The sequence below is a fragment of the Bacteroidota bacterium genome, from assembly GCA_016699695.1.
Classification (GTDB): Bacteria; Bacteroidota; Bacteroidia; order Bacteroidales; family UBA10428; genus UBA10428.
The window spans coordinates 1,103,146-1,121,294 of record CP065006.1; the positions used below are offsets into that span (position 1 = coordinate 1,103,146).

The 18,149-nt window shown below is 41.6% G+C and carries 33 protein-coding genes; all 33 read right to left on the reverse strand.

Annotated elements, in window-relative coordinates:
* Nucleotides 1-13 precede the first annotated feature (13 nt).
* The gene (gene rplQ / locus IPM71_04600) at nucleotides 14-586 is read right to left on the reverse strand and encodes a 50S ribosomal protein L17 (protein QQS52015.1); all 573 of its coding nucleotides are present in this window, start codon (nucleotides 584-586) and stop codon (nucleotides 14-16) included.
* A gap of 37 nt (nucleotides 587-623) precedes the next feature.
* Nucleotides 624-1,616, reverse strand: coding sequence for a DNA-directed RNA polymerase subunit alpha (locus IPM71_04605; protein QQS52016.1), 993 nt, complete (start codon nucleotides 1,614-1,616; stop codon nucleotides 624-626).
* Nucleotides 1,617-1,633: 17 nt separating this feature from the next.
* Entirely contained in the window at nucleotides 1,634-2,239 is a 606-nt protein-coding gene (gene rpsD / locus IPM71_04610) for a 30S ribosomal protein S4 (protein QQS52017.1), read from the reverse strand.
* Between the two features lie 20 nt (nucleotides 2,240-2,259).
* Entirely contained in the window at nucleotides 2,260-2,649 is a 390-nt protein-coding gene (gene rpsK, locus IPM71_04615) for a 30S ribosomal protein S11 (protein QQS52018.1), read from the reverse strand.
* A 7-nt stretch (nucleotides 2,650-2,656) separates the two neighbouring features.
* Nucleotides 2,657-3,034: a 30S ribosomal protein S13 gene (gene rpsM, locus IPM71_04620; GenBank protein ID QQS52019.1), complete on the reverse strand. Its 378-nt coding sequence runs from the start codon at nucleotides 3,032-3,034 to the stop codon at nucleotides 2,657-2,659.
* A 34-nt stretch (nucleotides 3,035-3,068) separates the two neighbouring features.
* Complete coding sequence (rpmJ, locus tag IPM71_04625) at nucleotides 3,069-3,185, reverse strand: 50S ribosomal protein L36 (GenBank protein ID QQS52020.1); 117 nt, start codon at nucleotides 3,183-3,185, stop codon at nucleotides 3,069-3,071.
* An 11-nt stretch (nucleotides 3,186-3,196) separates the two neighbouring features.
* Nucleotides 3,197-3,415: a translation initiation factor IF-1 gene (gene infA / locus IPM71_04630; GenBank protein QQS52021.1), complete on the reverse strand. Its 219-nt coding sequence runs from the start codon at nucleotides 3,413-3,415 to the stop codon at nucleotides 3,197-3,199.
* Between the two features lie 8 nt (nucleotides 3,416-3,423).
* Nucleotides 3,424-4,197 carry a type I methionyl aminopeptidase gene (gene map / locus IPM71_04635; GenBank protein ID QQS52022.1) on the reverse strand — a complete coding sequence of 258 codons (774 nt, stop codon included), beginning with the start codon at nucleotides 4,195-4,197 and terminating at the stop codon, nucleotides 3,424-3,426.
* A 22-nt stretch (nucleotides 4,198-4,219) separates the two neighbouring features.
* Nucleotides 4,220-5,551, reverse strand: coding sequence for a preprotein translocase subunit SecY (secY, locus tag IPM71_04640; protein QQS52023.1), 1,332 nt, complete (start codon nucleotides 5,549-5,551; stop codon nucleotides 4,220-4,222).
* A gap of 4 nt (nucleotides 5,552-5,555) precedes the next feature.
* Nucleotides 5,556-6,002, reverse strand: coding sequence for a 50S ribosomal protein L15 (gene rplO / locus IPM71_04645; GenBank protein ID QQS52024.1), 447 nt, complete (start codon nucleotides 6,000-6,002; stop codon nucleotides 5,556-5,558).
* Nucleotides 6,003-6,016: 14 nt separating this feature from the next.
* Nucleotides 6,017-6,196 carry a 50S ribosomal protein L30 gene (gene rpmD, locus IPM71_04650; GenBank protein ID QQS52025.1) on the reverse strand — a complete coding sequence of 60 codons (180 nt, stop codon included), beginning with the start codon at nucleotides 6,194-6,196 and terminating at the stop codon, nucleotides 6,017-6,019.
* A gap of 12 nt (nucleotides 6,197-6,208) precedes the next feature.
* Nucleotides 6,209-6,724, reverse strand: coding sequence for a 30S ribosomal protein S5 (gene rpsE / locus IPM71_04655; GenBank protein QQS52026.1), 516 nt, complete (start codon nucleotides 6,722-6,724; stop codon nucleotides 6,209-6,211).
* A gap of 7 nt (nucleotides 6,725-6,731) precedes the next feature.
* Nucleotides 6,732-7,088, reverse strand: coding sequence for a 50S ribosomal protein L18 (locus tag IPM71_04660; GenBank protein QQS52027.1), 357 nt, complete (start codon nucleotides 7,086-7,088; stop codon nucleotides 6,732-6,734).
* Nucleotides 7,089-7,107: 19 nt separating this feature from the next.
* Nucleotides 7,108-7,662: a 50S ribosomal protein L6 gene (gene rplF, locus IPM71_04665; protein QQS52028.1), complete on the reverse strand. Its 555-nt coding sequence runs from the start codon at nucleotides 7,660-7,662 to the stop codon at nucleotides 7,108-7,110.
* A gap of 15 nt (nucleotides 7,663-7,677) precedes the next feature.
* Nucleotides 7,678-8,073, reverse strand: a complete 396-nt coding sequence (gene rpsH / locus IPM71_04670; GenBank protein ID QQS52782.1) for a 30S ribosomal protein S8 — start codon at nucleotides 8,071-8,073, stop codon at nucleotides 7,678-7,680.
* A 31-nt stretch (nucleotides 8,074-8,104) separates the two neighbouring features.
* On the reverse strand, nucleotides 8,105-8,374 hold the full coding sequence (gene rpsN, locus IPM71_04675; protein QQS52029.1) for a 30S ribosomal protein S14: 270 nt from the start codon (nucleotides 8,372-8,374) through the stop codon (nucleotides 8,105-8,107).
* A gap of 3 nt (nucleotides 8,375-8,377) precedes the next feature.
* Complete coding sequence (rplE, locus tag IPM71_04680) at nucleotides 8,378-8,935, reverse strand: 50S ribosomal protein L5 (GenBank protein QQS52030.1); 558 nt, start codon at nucleotides 8,933-8,935, stop codon at nucleotides 8,378-8,380.
* Nucleotides 8,935-9,258: a 50S ribosomal protein L24 gene (gene rplX / locus IPM71_04685; protein ID QQS52031.1), complete on the reverse strand. Its 324-nt coding sequence runs from the start codon at nucleotides 9,256-9,258 to the stop codon at nucleotides 8,935-8,937. The genes rplE and rplX overlap by 1 nt, the downstream gene beginning before the upstream one ends.
* Nucleotides 9,259-9,273: 15 nt before the next feature.
* The gene (gene rplN / locus IPM71_04690; protein QQS52032.1) at nucleotides 9,274-9,639 is read right to left on the reverse strand and encodes a 50S ribosomal protein L14; all 366 of its coding nucleotides are present in this window, start codon (nucleotides 9,637-9,639) and stop codon (nucleotides 9,274-9,276) included.
* 2 nt (nucleotides 9,640-9,641) lie between these two features.
* A complete protein-coding gene (gene rpsQ / locus IPM71_04695) occupies nucleotides 9,642-9,899 on the reverse strand; it encodes a 30S ribosomal protein S17 (GenBank protein ID QQS52033.1) in 258 nt (85 codons plus the stop codon).
* Between the two features lie 13 nt (nucleotides 9,900-9,912).
* On the reverse strand, nucleotides 9,913-10,116 hold the full coding sequence (gene rpmC, locus IPM71_04700; GenBank protein ID QQS52034.1) for a 50S ribosomal protein L29: 204 nt from the start codon (nucleotides 10,114-10,116) through the stop codon (nucleotides 9,913-9,915).
* 19 nt (nucleotides 10,117-10,135) lie between these two features.
* Nucleotides 10,136-10,558 carry a 50S ribosomal protein L16 gene (gene rplP, locus IPM71_04705; protein QQS52035.1) on the reverse strand — a complete coding sequence of 141 codons (423 nt, stop codon included), beginning with the start codon at nucleotides 10,556-10,558 and terminating at the stop codon, nucleotides 10,136-10,138.
* Nucleotides 10,559-10,587: 29 nt separating this feature from the next.
* Nucleotides 10,588-11,319, reverse strand: coding sequence for a 30S ribosomal protein S3 (gene rpsC, locus IPM71_04710; GenBank protein ID QQS52036.1), 732 nt, complete (start codon nucleotides 11,317-11,319; stop codon nucleotides 10,588-10,590).
* Nucleotides 11,320-11,323: 4 nt separating this feature from the next.
* A complete protein-coding gene (gene rplV, locus IPM71_04715) occupies nucleotides 11,324-11,773 on the reverse strand; it encodes a 50S ribosomal protein L22 (GenBank protein QQS52037.1) in 450 nt (149 codons plus the stop codon).
* Between the two features lie 30 nt (nucleotides 11,774-11,803).
* Nucleotides 11,804-12,070, reverse strand: a complete 267-nt coding sequence (gene rpsS, locus IPM71_04720) for a 30S ribosomal protein S19 (protein ID QQS52038.1) — start codon at nucleotides 12,068-12,070, stop codon at nucleotides 11,804-11,806.
* A 9-nt stretch (nucleotides 12,071-12,079) separates the two neighbouring features.
* Entirely contained in the window at nucleotides 12,080-12,910 is an 831-nt protein-coding gene (rplB, locus tag IPM71_04725) for a 50S ribosomal protein L2 (protein ID QQS52039.1), read from the reverse strand.
* Nucleotides 12,911-12,916: 6 nt separating this feature from the next.
* Nucleotides 12,917-13,207, reverse strand: a complete 291-nt coding sequence (gene rplW / locus IPM71_04730) for a 50S ribosomal protein L23 (protein ID QQS52040.1) — start codon at nucleotides 13,205-13,207, stop codon at nucleotides 12,917-12,919.
* Nucleotides 13,208-13,234: 27 nt separating this feature from the next.
* Nucleotides 13,235-13,858, reverse strand: coding sequence for a 50S ribosomal protein L4 (rplD, locus tag IPM71_04735; GenBank protein QQS52041.1), 624 nt, complete (start codon nucleotides 13,856-13,858; stop codon nucleotides 13,235-13,237).
* On the reverse strand, nucleotides 13,858-14,475 hold the full coding sequence (gene rplC, locus IPM71_04740) for a 50S ribosomal protein L3 (GenBank protein ID QQS52042.1): 618 nt from the start codon (nucleotides 14,473-14,475) through the stop codon (nucleotides 13,858-13,860). The genes rplD and rplC overlap by 1 nt, the downstream gene beginning before the upstream one ends.
* Before the next feature lie 21 nt (nucleotides 14,476-14,496).
* Nucleotides 14,497-14,802, reverse strand: coding sequence for a 30S ribosomal protein S10 (gene rpsJ / locus IPM71_04745; protein ID QQS52043.1), 306 nt, complete (start codon nucleotides 14,800-14,802; stop codon nucleotides 14,497-14,499).
* Nucleotides 14,803-14,827: 25 nt separating this feature from the next.
* Entirely contained in the window at nucleotides 14,828-16,927 is a 2,100-nt protein-coding gene (fusA, locus tag IPM71_04750; GenBank protein ID QQS52044.1) for an elongation factor G, read from the reverse strand.
* 66 nt (nucleotides 16,928-16,993) lie between these two features.
* Nucleotides 16,994-17,473 carry a 30S ribosomal protein S7 gene (gene rpsG / locus IPM71_04755; protein QQS52045.1) on the reverse strand — a complete coding sequence of 160 codons (480 nt, stop codon included), beginning with the start codon at nucleotides 17,471-17,473 and terminating at the stop codon, nucleotides 16,994-16,996.
* Nucleotides 17,474-17,497: 24 nt separating this feature from the next.
* A complete protein-coding gene (locus IPM71_04760) occupies nucleotides 17,498-17,872 on the reverse strand; it encodes a 30S ribosomal protein S12 (GenBank protein QQS52046.1) in 375 nt (124 codons plus the stop codon).
* Nucleotides 17,873-18,149: the final 277 nt, after the last annotated feature.

The following is an 18,149-nucleotide window of genomic DNA, read 5'->3' on the forward strand; positions in this document are numbered from 1 at the left end:
CAAAAACTGCAGACTACTCATTTTTTTTGTTTTCATCCAAACTAACTTCGCTCTCTGCTTTGGTTTCTTCTATTACATCAACCACTTCTTCCTCCTTCACTTCCTTTACAGCTTTGGCTTTAGGAGCTACTGCTGCGGCAGCTGTTTCTTCTTTGGCTTTTCCGGTGGTTTTTCTTCTGCGGCGAGTAGATTTACCTGCTGCTTCGCCTTTAGTGGAAAGCATATTTTCGTTATAATCTACCAATTCAATGATGCACATGTCGGCATTGTCTCCAAGTCGTGCCCCTGTTTTTAGAATACGGGTATAGCCGCCGGGACGCTCAGCAATCTTTGGTGAAATTTCACGAAACAATTCAGAAACAGCCTCTTTGCTTTGCAGGTAGCTGAAAACCATACGGCGTGAATGTGTTGAATCGTCTTTCGATTTGGTAATCAATGGCTCCACGTACATGCGTAGTTCTTTGGCTTTTGCAGTAGTGGTGCTAATTCTTTTATGCAGAATTAAAGAAGCAGCCATATTGGCCAGCATCGCTTTACGGTGACTGGCGGTTCTTCCTAAATGATTAATTGTCTTCCTGTGTCGCATCGTTCATCAATATTTTGCTCCCTGTAAAAGAGAATACTTATTCTTTGTCTAACTTGTATTTAAGAATGTCCATACCGAAATTAAGGCTCATATTTTCAAGCAACTCATCGAGTTCGGTAAGTGACTTTTTACCAAAATTACGGAACTTTAAAAGGTCGTTTTTGTTGAATTTTACCAAGTCGCCAAGTGTTTCCACCTCTGCAGCTTTCAAGCAATTCAAAGCACGCACTGAAAGATCCAGATCAACCAGTTTGGTTTTTAAAAGCTGGCGCATGTGCAGGATCTCCTCGTCAAATTCTTCGTTCGAGGCTTCCCCTTCGGCATCCAAAGTAATTTTTTCGTCAGAAAACAGCATAAAGTGATAAATCAGAATTTTTGCTGCTTCTTTCAGAGCTTCTTTCGGATGAATAGACCCATCGGTGGTTATTTCGAGTACCAGTTTTTCATAATCGGTCTTTTGTTCAACCCGGTAATTTTCTACCGCATATTTTACGTTCTTAACCGGAGTAAAAATGGCATCGATTGGAATTAGTCCGAATTCAGCATCAAGGGGTTTATTTTCTTCTGCCGGAACATAACCACGACCTTTGTTAATAGTCAATTCCATCTGAAGTTCCACGCTGGGTTCCATGTGACAGATTTGAATATCAGGATTGAGTACTTCAAAACCACTCAGGTAACGATTAAGGTCTCCAGCTTTAAAAACTTCCTGACCACTGATATTGATGGTGATCTTTTCATGATCTACATCGTCAATAAGTTGCTTAAATCTTACTTGTTTAAAATTCAGAATGATTTCAGTAACATCCTCGATAACGCCGGTTATGGAACTAAATTCGTGTTCTACGCCTTCTACTTTGATAGTAGTAATGGCATAACCTTCAAGTGACGACAATAAAATCCGACGGATTGAATTACCCACGGTAATTCCATATCCTGGCTCTAAGGGACGAAATTCAAATCTTCCGAATTTATCGTCCGCTTCAAGCATTATAACTTTATCGGGTTTCTGAAACGCTAAAATTGCCATAATAAAGTATATAAAAATTATTTAGAGTACAATTCAACTATAAGCTGTTCCTTGATGTTTTCAGGAATCTCATCGCGCTGTGGTGCGCTCATCACGCGTCCACGCATCAACGAACGATCCCATTCCATCCAGGAAACATTCACACCGCGTGATTCAAGTGAATCGGTAATGGTTTGCAACGATTTTGATTTCTCGCGTACACCAATAATATCTCCAGGCTTGGTGGTATAGGAAGGTATGCTTACTACTTCACCGTTTACGGTAATATGACGGTGCGATACGAGCTGACGGCCACCATCGCGAGAAGGGGCAATTCCTAAGCGATACACCACATTGTCGAGACGAAGCTCAAGCAATTGCAGCAAGACTTCACCGGTAACTCCTTTTTTCGATACTGCAGTTCTGAAAAGATTCGAAAACTGTCTTTCTAAAACACCATAGGTATATTTAGCTTTTTGCTTTTCTTTCAATTGCAGACCGTATTCAGAGGTTTTTCTTCTCTTTTTAGTGGCGCCATGAAATCCTGGAGGATAATTTTTTCTTTCGAAACTTTTGTCTGCTCCGAAAATTGCATCACCAAACTTCCTGGCAATTTTTGTTTTTGGTCCTGTATATCTAGCCATTTTTCAATTAAAGTTGTCGGTTATACTCTTCTTCTCTTAGGTGGACGACATCCATTGTGTGGCAATGGAGTAACATCTACAATTTCTGTGACCTCAATACCTGAATTGTGTATTGAACGCATTGCTGATTCGCGTCCGGCACCGGGTCCCTTCACAAAGGCTTTTACTTTGCGTAAACCCATTTCGTGGGCAACTTTAGCAGCATTTTCAGCTGCTTGTTGGGCTGCATAAGGGGTGTTCTTTTTCGAACCTCTAAAACCCATTTTTCCGGCTGAGGCCCAGGAAATTACCTGACCCTGAGCATTTGTCAAAGAAATAATGATATTGTTGAAAGAAGCATGAATATGCGCCTGACCCACTGGTTCAACCTTAACAACCTTTTTCTTTGCTGTACCTGTTTTCTTAGCCATTTTCTAATTATTTTGTAGCTTTCTTCTTATTCGCAACTGTTTTTCTTCTTCCCTTACGGGTACGAGCATTGTTTTTTGTGCTCTGACCCCTTACAGGAAGACCAATACGATGTCGAACTCCACGATAACAACCGATATCCATCAATCGTTTAATGTTTAGTTGCACCTGTGAGCGAAGTTCACCCTCTGTCTTGATCTCTTCGTTAACAATCTTACGGATGGAAGCAATATCTTTATCATCCCAATCCTGTACCTTCTTATCTAAAGAGATTCCGGACCTGGTTAAAATTTCACGGGCGGTACTACGACCAATGCCGTATATATAGGTTAACCCTATTTCGCCTCTCTTGTTTTTAGGTAAATCGACACCTACAATCCTAGCCATATAGTAATAACTATTTAATTAATTACTGTTTTGTTTAACCCTGACGCGTTTTATGCTTAGGGTTCTTTTTGTTAATAATGTAAAGACGACCTTTACGCTTTACGATCTTATCGTCTTCTGTCCGCTTCTTTAAAGATGCTCTAACTTTCATCGTTAATCTCTTTATTTATACCTGAATGATATTCTACCTTTTGTTAAATCGTAAGGCGACATTTCAACTTTTACTTTATCGCCGGGCAATATTTTAATATAGTGCATCCGCATTTTTCCAGAGATATGAGCGGTAATGATATGCCCGTTTTCCAGTTCCACGCGAAACATTGCGTTCGAAAGGGCTTCTTTTATTACTCCATCCTGCTCTATGGAAGGTTGTTTTGCCATGTACTATTTTATCTGTTTAATACCTCTTCAATAAATCTAAATGTCGACAATATGTCAGCTTCTCCTTTGCGTATTGCTATTGCCAATTCAAAGTGTGCCGATGGTTTATTGTCGCGTGTTCGTATTGTCCATCCATCGTTATCCTGCGAAATCTCTTTTCTTCCCAGGTTGATCATAGGCTCAATACAGATCACCATTCCTTCCACCAATTTGGTTCCTTTTCCGGGTTTTCCATAGTTAGGAACTTCAGGTGCTTCGTGAAGGCTTTTCCCTAAACCGTGCCCTACCAGTTCTCGTACTACCGAATAACCTGCCTTTTCACAATAGGTTTGAATCGATGAACCTATATCACCAGTTCGTCTTCCGTGCAAAGCTTCTTTTATTCCTTCGAAGAGTGACATTTTTGTTACACTTAAAAGCTTTTCTACTTCGCTGTCTATCCTGCCCACTGGAAATGTATAGGCGGTATCGCCATAATATCCATTTTTAAGCACTCCGCAATCGACCGAAACAATATCACCTTCTTTAAGCGGTTCGTCTGAAGGTATCCCATGCACAACCTGGCTATTGACCGAGGTGCACAATGTTTTCGGATAACCCTGGTATCCAAGAAACCCTGGAACTGCCTGGTGGTCGCGGATGAACATTTCTGCGATCTTGTCCAGCTTGTTGGTTGAAACTCCGGGTTTAATTTCTTTCGCTACTTCTGCAAGCGCTTTGGAAACCAGCATATTGCTTTCCCTTATGAGTTCAATTTCTTCAGCTGTACGTATATAAACCATCAAAGAACCTTATAATATTCAATTAAATGGAAGCCACTCCACTTCCAATACGCCCTTTTACTTTGCCTGATTTCATCAGCCCATCGTAATGACGCATTAAAAGGTGACTTTCTATTTGCTGCAGTGTATCCATGATCACTCCAACAAGAATGAGCAGGGATGTGCCACCGTAAAACTGTGCAAATCCACTGGTAACACCCGCCAGCATGGCAAATGCAGGCAGAATGGCAACCAATGCCAGGAACAATGAACCGGGCAGTGTTATTTTCGATAAGATATTGTCGAAATATTCAACTGTTTTTTTGCCAGGTTTAATGCCAGGTATAAAACCTCCGTTCTTACGGATATCTTCTGCCAATCGTTGCGGATTGATGGTGATAGCCGTATAAAAGTATGTAAACGCAACAATAAGTAAAGCAAACACAAAGTTATACCAGAATCCGGTATAGTTCGACATAGCAATAATCCATCCTGGCACTTCTTCGCCCTGACTAAAACCAGCAAAAGTAAGCGGAAGGAACATAATGGCCTGGGCAAAAATGATAGGCATAACCCCTGCTGAATTCACTTTAAGCGGTATATATTGTCTTACACCACCATATTGCTTGTTTCCTACTATTCGTTTGGCATATTGCACCGGTATTTTTCGGGTACCTTGTACGAGTAAGATTGTCAATACAAAAACAAGGAAAAGGAAAACCAGCTCAATGATTACCATTATAGGCCCACCGGCACCACGTTCAAAACGTGCGGTAACCTCACCAAATAAGGAAAAGGGCATTCTGGCAATGATGCCAACCATAATAATCAGTGAGATTCCATTGCCAATACCTTTGTCGGTAATGCGCTCACCAAGCCACATCACAAACATAGTTCCTGTTGCAAGGATAATCATGGAGCTTATGATAAAGAATGTACCTGGCAATACCCTTGCTTCGAGAGGAATCTGGGTAAGGTAACTTGGTGCCTGAAAAACTAAAATCGCTAAAGTGAGATACCTTGTCAGCTGGTTAATTTTTCTACGTCCACTTTCGCCTTCGCGCTGTAAACGCTGAAAGTATGGCACGGCGATTCCCAACAGCTGTATTACAATTGAGGCTGAGATGTATGGCATGATACCCAAGGCAAAAACTGAGGCAGAGGAGAAAGCACCACCCGAAAACATATCGAGAATGCCTAACACACCGCTGGCAGTTTTAGCCTGAAGAGCGCCCAACATGTTGGGATTCACACCAGGTAATACAATGGTAGATCCAAGTCGGTAAATGAGCAGTATACCAAGAGTATAAAGTATCCTGGTACGCAGCTCGTCGATCTTGTATATATTCTTTAGCGTTTCTATTAACCTCTTCATTCAATTAGATTTTTTCGGCAGTTCCTTTTACAGATTCGATTGCTTCGATGGCCTTTTTTGAAAAAGCGTGGGCTTTCACATTTAATTTGGCTTTTAATTCGCCTTTAGCCAAAATCTTCACCAAGTCGTTTTTCGAAGCTAACCCAGCATCAATAAGCACTTTTATATCAATTTCGCTGAGGCTTTTCTTTTCAGAAAGACGTTGCAATGTTGAAAGATTAATGCCTTTGTATTCGACGCGGTTAAAATTATTGAAGCCGTTTTTAGGTATGCGGCGTTGCAATGGCATTTGGCCTCCTTCGAATCCGATTTTTCTGGAATAACCCGAACGAGATTGAGCCCCCTTATGACCACGTGTACTAGTACCGCCATGTCCGGAGCCTTGTCCTCTGGCAATTCTTTTTTCGGAATGAACTGAACCTTCGGCGGGTTTTAAATTACTTAAATCCATCTCGTATCGATATTTTATATTTCTTCTACTTTTACTAAATGATTCACCTTTACAATCATTCCCTTTACCTGGGGAGTGGCCTCGAGTGTAACACTGCTGTTTACTTTGCCAAGGCCAAGAGCCTCTAATGTAGCTTTTTGACGCTGTGGACTACCAATTTTGCTACGTATCTGGGTAATTTTCAATTTGCTCATGTATGCAATATTTTATCCGTTAAATACTTTGTCAAGACTTACCGAACGCTGCTGTGCCACAGCATAGGCATCGCGAAGTTCAAGAAGTGCTTCGAAAGTAGCCTTAACAAGGTTGTGCGGGTTTGAAGATCCTTTTGATTTAGCAAGCACATCGTGTATTCCAACACTTTCTAATACGGCACGCATCGCACCACCTGCTTTAACTCCTGTACCACTTGAGGCTGGTTTCAGAAATACTGAAGCTCCCCCATATTTGGCTACCTGCTCGTGGGGAATGGTTCCTCTGAGGATGGGTACTTTAATCAGGTTTTTCTTAGCATCTTCCACACCCTTTGAAATAGCGGTGGTAACCTCGCTGGCCTTTCCCAGTCCGTATCCAACTACTCCATTTTCGTTTCCAACCACTACAATAGCTGAGAAGCTAAATGTGCGACCCCCTTTTGTAACCTTGGTAACACGTTGTATGCTAACTAATCTATCCTTTAATTCAAGATCTGTCGTCTTAACCTTTCTGATTGTGCTTGCCATAATATGCTTAGAATTTTAATCCTCCTTCACGCGCAGCATCTGCAAATGCTTTCACTCTACCGTGATAAAGATATCCGTTTCTGTCAAATACTACCTGTGAAATGCCTGCTGCTTTCGATGCTTCGGCAGCAAGTTTACCTACTTCTTTGGCCTGATCGATTTTAGTCATCTTTTTGCCTTCAAGGGCTTTGTCTCGCGAAGAAACATAAGCCAAAGTAGCACCAGTCAGGTCGTTAATGAATTGGGCGTAAAATTGTTTGTTGCTGCGAAAAACCGATAAGCGTGGCAACTCCTGGTTTCCCGATATTTTTTTACGTATTCTTCTTTTAATACGAAGTCTACGGTCTGTTTTAGTCAATGCCATTTTAATTCCTGTTTAGCGATTATTTCGATGCAGACTTACCTGCTTTCCTTCTTAATTCTTCGTTCACAAACTTGATACCTTTACCTTTGTAAGGCTCCGGTGCCCGCATGGACCGAATTTTTGCTGCTACGTGACCGATAAGTTGTTTGTCGGCACTTTTTAGGGTAACAATAGGATTGCTACGACGTTCTGTAAGAGCCTCTACTTTAACTTCTTTTGGAAGTTTAAAGTGTATATCGTGCGAATAACCTAAACTTAGTTCCAGTACCTGCCCCTTCACTTCAGCTTTGTAACCCACACCAACCAACTCCTGCTTGATGGTGAACCCAGTTGAAACACCTTCTACCATACCTGCCAGCAATGAACGGTACAATCCGTGCATGGCTTTATGGCGCTTCTGGTCAGTAGGACGCTCCACTGTAAGTGTGGTATCATTCATTACTACTTTCAGATCGGGATCAACCTTGCGACTCAATTCTCCCTGAGGTCCTTTTACAATTACAGTATTGTCTTTTTCAATTGTAATTGTAACACCTTTGGGTATTTCTATGGGCAATTTTCCTATACGTGACATGCTTTTGCCTCCTGATTAATAAACGTAACACAATACTTCACCGCCAATGTTTTTGGCACGGGCTTCTTTATCTGTCATGATTCCCTGCGAAGTGGAAACCACTGCTATACCAAGGCCATTCAATACCCTTGGAATTTCTTTCGAGCCAGCATATTTGCGCAAACCCGGACGACTTGCCCGTTGTATACTCTTGATGGCTGACAGCTTTGTTTCGGGATGGTACTTCAATGCAATTTTAATAATTCCCTGAGGCCCTTCTGAAACAAATTTATAGTTGAGAATATACCCTTTGTCGTGAAGAATCCGGGTAATGTCTTTTTTCACGCTTGATGCTGGTATTTCAACCACTTTATGACGTGCACTCACCGCATTGCGAATTCTGGTAAGATAATCTGCTATTGAATCGGTAATCATAATTTCTTAATTTTTCTTTATCAATTTTTTACCAGCTGGCTTTTTTAACTCCCGGTATTAATCCTGAAGAGGCCATTTCTCTGAAAGTAATACGGCTTATTCCAAACTGACGCATGTAACCTTTTGGTCTACCTGTAAGTTTACACCGGTTGTGCATACGAATTGGGTTCGAGTTCCTGGGCAATAGTGCCAAGGCCTGATAATCGCCTTCAGCTTTAAGTTTTGCCCTTTTATCGGCATATTTGGCTACAAGTTTGGCTCGCTTTACTTCGCGTGCCTTCATTGATTCCTTTGCCATATCTTAGTTCTTTTTAATATTTTTAAATGGTAATCCGAATTCTCTTAACAGAGCAAATGCTTCCTGGTCGCTATTGGCTGAGGTTACAAAGGTAATCTCCATTCCAAGAATTTTGTTGATCTTGTCGATGTCTATTTCCGGAAAGATAATCTGCTCTGTAATACCGAGCGTATAATTTCCACGACCGTCTAATTTAGGTTCAACACCTTTAAAATCGCGGATACGGGGAAGAGCAATACAAATCAGCCTTTCGAGAAACTCGTACATTTTGTCGCGACGAAGGGTAACTTTGGTTCCAATCGGAACTTTTTTCCTCAATTTGAAATTCGAGATATCCTTTTTCGAAAGTGTTTGAATTGCTTTCTGACCGGTAATGGTTGTTAACTCGAGTGAGGCCTGGTCGATAATTTTCTTGTCAGCAACAGCAGCACCAATACCCTGATTGATAACAATTTTTTGGAGTTTAGGCACCTGCATTACAGATTTATAACTAAACTCTTTTGTCAAGGTAGGAATAATCTCTTCCTTGTATTTTTTCTTAAGTGTTACTTCGTAAGCCATTACTTAATCTCCTCTCCAGACTTTTTAGAATACCTGACTAGTTTGCCTTTTTCGCTGATTTTTCGTCCAACTCGCGTTGGAGTTCCGGTAGATGGATCGACCAGCATAAGGTTTGAAATATGGATGGGGGCTTCTTTTTCAATGATTCCACCATTCGGACTTTTAGCATTGGGTTTGGTATGCTTTTTAATCAGATTGATACCCTCTACAAAAATCCTTTCAGTATCTCTGTTTACCTCGAGCACGCGACCTTTCTGTCCTTTGTACTCACCGGCGTTCACAAAGACTGTATCGCCCTTTTTAATTTTTAATTTCTTTTGCATCGGACTTAATGTTTATTATAATACCTCGGGTGCCAGGGAAACAATTTTCATGTACTCTTCGCGAAGTTCTTTTGCCACAGGACCGAAGATCCGTGTTCCGCGAATTTCACCTGCCTGGTTAAGCAATACTACTGCATTGTCATCGAACCGGATATAAGAACCGTCGGCACGACGAATTTCTTTCTTGGTGCGCACAATTACCGCTTTGCTTACAGCTCCCTTTTTTACGTCGCCAGATGGGATAGCACTTTTTACGGCTACCACAATTTTATCGCCAATACTCGCATATTTTTTTCTGGTGCCGCCCAATACCCTGATACAGAGTACTTCTTTGGCACCGCTGTTATCGGCCACAGATAATCTTGATTCTTGTTGTATCATGACTATTTCGCTCTTTCAATAATTTCTACTAATCTCCAACATTTGTTTTTACTCAGTGGACGAGTTTCCATAATACGCACCAAGTCACCAATGTTGCATTCATTTTTCTCGTCGTGAGCTGCAAGTTTCGTTGTTTTATTAACGAACTTATGGTATATAGGGTGTTTTTCTTTGTGCTTTACGGCAATGGTAATAGTTTTTTGCATTTTGTTGCTAACTACCACTCCCACACGTTCTTTTCTTAAATTCCTGTTTTCCATCCTGTGCAGTGCTTTACTTATTTTCTTCTTGTATCTCTTTGGCGCGTAATGCGGTGCTGATACGTGCTATATTTTTACGTGCTTCCTTAATTTTTAAAGGATTGTCGAGCTGCGATACAGCATGATTCAACCTCTGTTTGGCAAGAAAACCTTTTTCAGTATCCAGCTTTTCCTGCAGTTCCTTTATTGTAAGCTCACGAAGTTCAGATGCTTTCATTGTTCAATTATTCAATCGTTTAATTTTCAACATAATCGCGACGTACAACAAACTTGGTTGTAACCGGCAATTTTTGGGCTGCCAGACGCAATGCTTCTTTGGCTACTTCATAGGGTACTCCTTCAGCCTCGATGATAATGCGGCCTGGTGTTACCGGGAATACAAAGCCTTCTGGTGCTCCTTTACCTTTACCCATCCGAACCTCTGCAGGTTTCTTAGTAATAGGTTTATCGGGAAATACACGAATCCAGATTTGACCTTCCCTTTTCATGTAACGGGTTACTGCCTGACGCGCAGCTTCAATCTGACGACCTGTTAACCAATGGTTTTCGAGGGCTTTGATGCCGAAGGAACCAAAAGCTAACTGATGACCGCGTTGAGCGTTGCCCTTCATGCGTCCTTTCTGCCTTCTTCTGAATTTAACTCTTTTAGGCTGTAACATTTTATTTCGTTTTAAGCAGTGATCTTAATTTATTTCTTTCTACGTTGTTGCTTTCCGGCAGAAGGCTTTGGCGACGGATTACCACCACCCATTGGACGTGGAGATTTTGCCTCGAGATTGGGAGAAAGATCGCGCTTTCCATAAACCTCTCCTTTGCAAATCCATACTTTAATGCCAATGAGACCTACTTTGGTATTAGCCTCGGCAAGTGCATAATCTATGTCAGACCGGAGTGTGTGAAGTGGGGTACGTCCTTCTTTGTACATTTCAGAACGTGCCATCTCAGCGCCTCCTAACCTACCAGAAACCATAACTTTTATTCCTTCTGCACCCATGCGCATGGTAGCAGCAATAGACATTTTTGTGGCTCGGCGGTAAGATATACGGCCTTCGACCTGACGTGCAATGTTATTGGCTACAATGGTGGCATCCAGTTCAGGGCGTTTTACTTCGAAGATGTTGATCTGAACATCTTTATTAGTCACCTTTTTCAGCTCTTCTTTTAGCTTATCAACTTCCTGACCCCCTTTACCAATGATAATACCTGGTCTTGCTGTGCTAACAGTAACTGTAATGAGCTTTAAGGTACGCTCGATAATAATCTTTGCGATGCTGGCTTTTGCCAGACGTGCGTTCAAGTATTTACGTATCTGATAGTCTTCGACAATCTTATCGGCGTAATTTCTTCCTCCGTACCAGTTCGAATCCCAACCTTTGATAATTCCAAGTCGGTTGCTTATCGGATTAACTTTTTGTCCCATTAATCTATTTTGTTTGAGTTTTTTCAGCTACTGCAGCTGTTTCTACTTTTTCTTTTACTTCAGCAGGGCTACCAATTACCACGGTTACATGGTTCGACCGCTTGCGTACCCGGTATGCTCTACCTTGCGGGGCAGGTCTTACACGTTTGAGCTGACGGGCTGAATCAACAAATATTTCTTTGATGATCAGGCTGTTGTCTTCTAAACGCTGGCCTTCGTTTTTAACTCTCCAGTTTGCTACTGCCGAAAGAACAAGTTTCTCGAGCCTGCGAGAAGCATCTTTCGGACTAAAACGCAGCATATCCAAAGCGTGGTTTAATTCTTGTCCACGTACCATGTCGGCTACCAGACGCATTTTTCGTGGAGAGGTAGGGCAATTCCTTAAAATAGCAAATGCCTTGTTTTTCCTTTCCTCTTTGAGCTCTTCTGCTCTATTTCTTTTTCTAGCTCCCATTTCTGAATACTTTATCCGTGTTTGCGGCTATTATTTCTGTTTACCTCCATGACCTCTGAATACGCGGGTAGGAGAAAATTCTCCAAGTTTATGGCCCACCATATTCTCGGTTACATAAACAGGAATAAATTTATTTCCGTTATGTACTGCAATTGTATTACCAACAAAATCAGGCGATATGACTGACCTGCGAGACCAGGTTTTCATCACTTGCTTTTTTCCTGATTCGTTCATCGCTAACACTCTTTTCTCGAGTTTTGAATCGATGAATGGTCCTTTTTTTAGCGAACGACTCATATGCTATTCTTAATTTTTCGTTTTCCTTCTTTCAATAATATACTTATCCGATGCCTTTTTAGGAGCACGTGTTTTGTAACCCTTTGCAGGAATACCATTTCTGCTGCGCGGATGACCTCCAGAAGCTCGGCCCTCACCACCACCCATGGGGTGATCAACAGGGTTCATAACCACACCTCTTACACGTGGACGACGACCCATCCAACGGCTTCGACCAGCTTTACCTGATTTTTCAAGGCCATGGTCTGAGTTCGAAAGCGTTCCAACAGTGGCACGACAAGTAGTAAGTATCATGCGCGATTCACCGGAAGGCAATTTCACCACTGCAAACTTTCCATCTCTTGAAGTAAGTTGAGCGTAGGATCCAGCACTACGGGCTAATACTCCACCTTGTCCCGGATAAAGTTCAATGTTGTGCACCAGGGTACCCAGTGGTATTTCACCAAGGGTAAGAGCGTTACCTACTTCTGGAGCAACTCCTTTTCCAGAGCGAATTACTTGTCCTACTTTAATTCCGTTTGGAGCGAGTATGTAGTTTCTTTCACCATCTTCATACACAACCAAAGCAATAAGAGCAGTGCGGTTTGGATCATACTGAATGGATTCTACTGTGGCAGAAATTCCATCTTTTGAACGGAAAAAGTCAATCGCACGGTATTTGCGCTTGTGACCACCACCAATGTAGCGCATGGTCATTTTTCCGGTATTGTTACGTCCACCGCTTCTTTTGATCGGCGTTAACAATGACTTCTCTGGAGTACTAGACGTAATTTCGTCGTATGTACTGATAATTTTATGTCTCTGACCTGGTGTTACAGGTTTAAATTTTTTAACTGCCATAATTTCTTAGATGTTACTATAGAAATCGATTGAATCGCCTTCGGCTAATGTAACCAAAGCCTTTTTAAAAGAATTTTTACGTCCGGAAATGACACCTGTTTTAGTAAAACGTGATTTATTCTTTCCAGCATAAATCATGGTGTTGACGGTTTCGACTGTAACTCCGTACATTTCCTCAATGGCTTTTTTAATCTGAATTTTGTTGGCTTTCCTTTCTACCAGAAATCCATACTGATTCAGCTTGTCGCCAAGGGCAGTCATTTTTTCCGTTACTATGGGCTTAAGTAAGATATCCATCTGTTCGTATATCTATTATTCGACTAATTATTCTACTGTTTGCAATTTCTTAAGTGCTCCTTCAGAAAATACGATACTGTTGCACTTCATAATATCGTATGTATTCAGCTCGTTCACAGGCACTACCATGTGATTTTGCAGGTTACGTGATGAAAGATATACGTTGCTATCGGTGCCATCGAGAACCACAAGTGATTTCTTTTCGCTGATTTTTAAGCTGTTAAGAATAGCAAAATAGTTCTTTGTTTTTGGAGTTTCGAAATTAAAATCTTCGATTACCAGAATAGCATTGTCTTTTGCTTTATAGGCAAGTGCCGATTTACGGGCCAGTTGCTTTACTTTTTTGTTCAACTTAAAATCGTAGTTACGGGGACGTGGACCAAACATACGGCCTCCTCCGCGAAAAACAGGCGATTTGATGCTACCGGCACGTGCTGTACCAGTACCTTTCTGACGTTTAATTTTGCGTGTACTGCCTGATACTTCTCCACGCTCTTTCGATTTGTGGGTTCCCTGACGGTTAGCTGCCAGGTATTGTTTCACATCGAGGTAGATAGCATGATCATTTGGTTCGATGCCAAATATTTCAGCCTCAAGCGATACTTTTTTACCGGTTTCTTTTCCTGCGGTATTTAATACTGCTAGTTCCATTACTTCTCAATTATTACGTACGATCCGGTTGCTCCCGGAATAGAACCTTTCAACATTAATAAATTTTGTTCGGACAGAATTTTCACCACTTTAAGGTTAATCACCTTTACTGCCGTGTTACCTGTCTGGCCTGCCATGCGCATTCCTTTGAATACCCTTGAAGGATAAGAAGATGCACCCAATGATCCGGGAGCACGACCTCTGTTGTGCTGACCGTGAGTAGCATCGTTTACTCCGGAAAATCCATGACGTTTTACCACACCCTGAAATCCTTTTCCTTTCGAATTGGCTTTAACATCGAGCCAGGTATCATCTTTAAAATAATCTACAGTGATTATATCACCAGGTTTCCAGTCGCGCACAAAACCTTTTAGCTCTACTACTTTACGTTTAGGCGTTGTTCCGGCTTTTTTGAAATGGCCTAACATAGCCTTAGGAGTATTTTTCTCCTTTTTATCGTCGTATGCAAGTTGCACCGCATTGTAACCATCGGTTTCGATAGTCTTGATTTGGGTAACAACACAAGGTCCTACTTCAATTACCGTACAAGGTATATTGTTACCGTTTTCATCGAAAACAGAAGTCATTCCAACTTTTTTTCCTATTAATCCAGGCATTGTATAAAGTTTTTACTTCGTTCACACTTTGATTTCTACTTCCACACCGCTCGGCAACTCCAGCTTCATCAACGCATCGATAGTTTTGGGTGTCGAACTGTAAATGTCAAGCAAACGCTTGTACGATGACAACTCGAATTGCTCGCGCGACTTTTTGTTTACAAAAGTAGCCCGCAATACTGTATAGATGCGTTTATGGGTAGGCAGTGGAATTGGTCCGCTCACTACAGCACCTGTTGTCTTTACAGTTTTTACGATCTTCTCGGCCGACTTGTCAACCAAGTTGTGATCGTATGATTTTAGTTTTATTCTGATTTTCTGGCTCATTACTAAACCCGATATATGTGTTAACTTATTTCGTTCCTTTTAAATTTTCAATTATGTCTTTCGCAAGGCCCTCCGATACAACATCGTAGTGCGAAAATTCCATAGTAGAGGTTGCTCTTCCTGATGAAATGGTACGTAACACGGTTACGTATCCAAATTGTTCTGAAAGAGGTACTTTAGCTTTAATTACCCTTGCTCCGGCGCGGCTTTCCATGCCTTCTACCTGTCCACGACGACGGTTAAAATCGCCTATAATATCACCCATATACTCTTCAGGGGTCACTACTTCTACTGACATAATGGGCTCGAGTAATACGTTCTTTCCTTTACGAAGAGCTGTTTTAAAGGCCTGACGGGCGCATATCTCGAATGATAATTGATCAGAGTCAACAGCGTGGTATGATCCGTCTTTGAGTTTCACTTTAAGGCTTTCTAGAGGATATCCTGCCAACACACCATTTTTAAGTGCACCCTCAAATCCTTTTTGTACTGATGGTATGTATTCGCGGGGTATGTTACCGCCTTTAATTTCGTCTATAAACTGCAGACCTATTACACCCTCATCAGCTGGGCCAACTTCCACTTGTATGTCGGCAAACTTACCACGACCACCCGATTGCTTTTTGAACACTTCGCGGTGAAGAACGGTAGAAACAAAGCGCTCTTTGTATGCTACCTGTGGTGCTCCAACGTTACATTCTACTTTGAACTCACGTTTCATACGGTCTATCAGGATTTCGAGGTGCAATTCACCCATACCACTTATAATGGTTTGTCCTGAATCTTCGTCTGTTTTTATGCGGAAAGTAGGATCTTCTTCTGCTAATTTCTGAAGGGCATTACCCATCTTTTCAATATCACCCTTCGTTTTAGGCTCAATAGCTATACCAATAACAGGCTCTGGGAAAGTCATCGATTCGAGAGCAATGGGGTGTTTTAAATCGCAAAGCGTATCTCCGGTAATCAGATCTTTAAATCCTACACCGGCACAGATATCACCCGCTTCAATTTTTTCTTTTGGATTTTGTTTGTTGGCATGCATCTGATAGAGCCTGTTGATGCGCTCTTTTTTATCGGTACGTGTATTGTATACCTGATCGCCACCATTAAGAGTTCCTGAATAGATGCGTAAAAATACAAGACGACCAACAAAGGGATCTGTTGCAATTTTAAAGGCAAGTGCCGATAAAGGTTCTTTTGGATCGGGCTTGCGTGTTATTTCTTCGCCAGTATGCGGATGGGTACCTTTTACATCGCCAATATCCAGTGGGCTTGGCAATAATGCACATACTGCATCGAGCAGGCGCTGAATACCTTTATTTTTGAAGGCAGCACCACACATTACCGGCACAATTTTACGATGTACAACAGCCTTGCGGGTGTATTCCATAAACTCTTCGACCGAGATTGATGAACGGTCTTCGAGGAATCTTTCAAGTAAATCATCGTTCGTTTCGCAAACAGACTCGATGAGTTTTTCGCGCCATTCTTCAACTGTATCGATATATTCGGCAGGTATTTCGGTATAAACATACTTCATACCCATTTCCGGATCTTCTATCCATACAATAGCACGGCGTTCAATAAGATCAATTACGCCTTCGAATTTTTCTTCTGCACCAATAGGAATTTGCATAGGGATAGCATTTGCTCCCAGGCGTTCTTGCATTTGATGCAATACGCTGAAGAAATCGGCACCTGTACGGTCCATTTTGTTGATAAAGGCAATACGGGGAACTTCGTATTTGTCGGCCTGACGCCAAACAGTTTCAGATTGGGGTTCCACGCCGCCTACAGCGCAAAACACTGCAACTGCACCATCAAGCACACGTAACGAACGCTCTACCTCAACGGTAAAGTCAACGTGGCCAGGGGTGTCGATTATATTGATTTTGTATTCCTGATCGTGGTATTTCCAAAAGGTAGTAGTGGCAGCAGAGGTGATGGTAATTCCACGCTCCTGCTCCTGAACCATCCAGTCCATGGTAGCAGCACCGTCGTGTACCTCTCCGATGCGGTGGGTAAGGCCTGTATAAAACAAGATGCGTTCGGTAGTGGTGGTCTTACCGGCATCTATGTGGGCCATGATCCCTATATTTCTTGTATTGTTAAGAATTGAACTCATACTAATTATCAGCTAGTAACTATAATTTAATTTAACCCTTAATGTCAAAAAACCTAACCGCTTAGTTTAGAAGCGGAAGTGTGCGAAGGCCTTGTTAGCTTCGGCCATTCTGTGAGTATCCTCTTTTTTCTTGTAGGCACCACCTTCTTCGTTGAAAGCAGCTAAAATTTCGTCGGCAAGTTTATCGGACATTGAACGACCGCTGCGCTTTTTGGCAAAAAGAATAAGATTTTTCATGCCATAAGATACTTTACGTTCCGGACGAATTTCCATTGGCACCTGGAAGGTTGCACCGCCGACCCGACGGCTTTTTACCTCTACCTGAGGGGTAATATTTTCCAATGCTTTTTTCCATACTTCCAGCGGAGTAGCACCTTCGATGTTTTTTCCTTTTACGGCCACTTTATCCAGTGCTTCGTAGAAAATATCGTATGCAATACTTTTCTTTCCGTTTTGCATCATATTGTTTACAAACCTGGTTACAAATGGGTCATTAAACTTTGGATCCGGTAAAAGAATTCGCCGTTTTGGTTTTGCTTTTCTCATCCTTATCTAATAATACTTCAATTATTACTTCTTAGGTCTTTTTGTTCCGTATTTCGAACGTCTTTGCGAACGGCCATTTACACCAGCTGCATCGAGCGCACCACGAATAAGGTGGTAACGAACACCAGGAAGATCCTTTACCCTGCCACCACGAATAAGCACAATTGAGTGCTCCTGAAGGTTATGACCTTCGCCTGGAATATAAGCATTAACCTCTTTTTGGTTGGTTAATCTTACCCTGGCAACCTTACGCATTGCTGAATTAGGTTTTTTAGGTGTGGTGGTGTATACACGCACACATACTCCCCTGCGTTGTGGACAGGAATCAAGTGCGGGTGCTTTACTTTTATCAAGTATCTTTTTTCTTCCCTTTCTAACTAACTGTTGTATAGTTGGCATACTATATTCTTTAGTGTTTTTTCAAATTCGGCTTGCAAAGGTAGAGTTTATTTTTTCAAAAACAACATCCATCGAAAATTTTTTATACGATTTTCCGGAGTTTTTTATCCCCCTACCTTTTGGGCGCGCAAACATACGAAATCTAAATTAATTTCCATCCTATCAGAATTAATTTGTTTCGGGTTTTTCTGAATAATTGTATGGGGAGTGCTTTTAAAGGTTGTGTTGCTGCCAATACAAGCAGTAAAAACTACTGTATGTTAATTTATTAGGAATT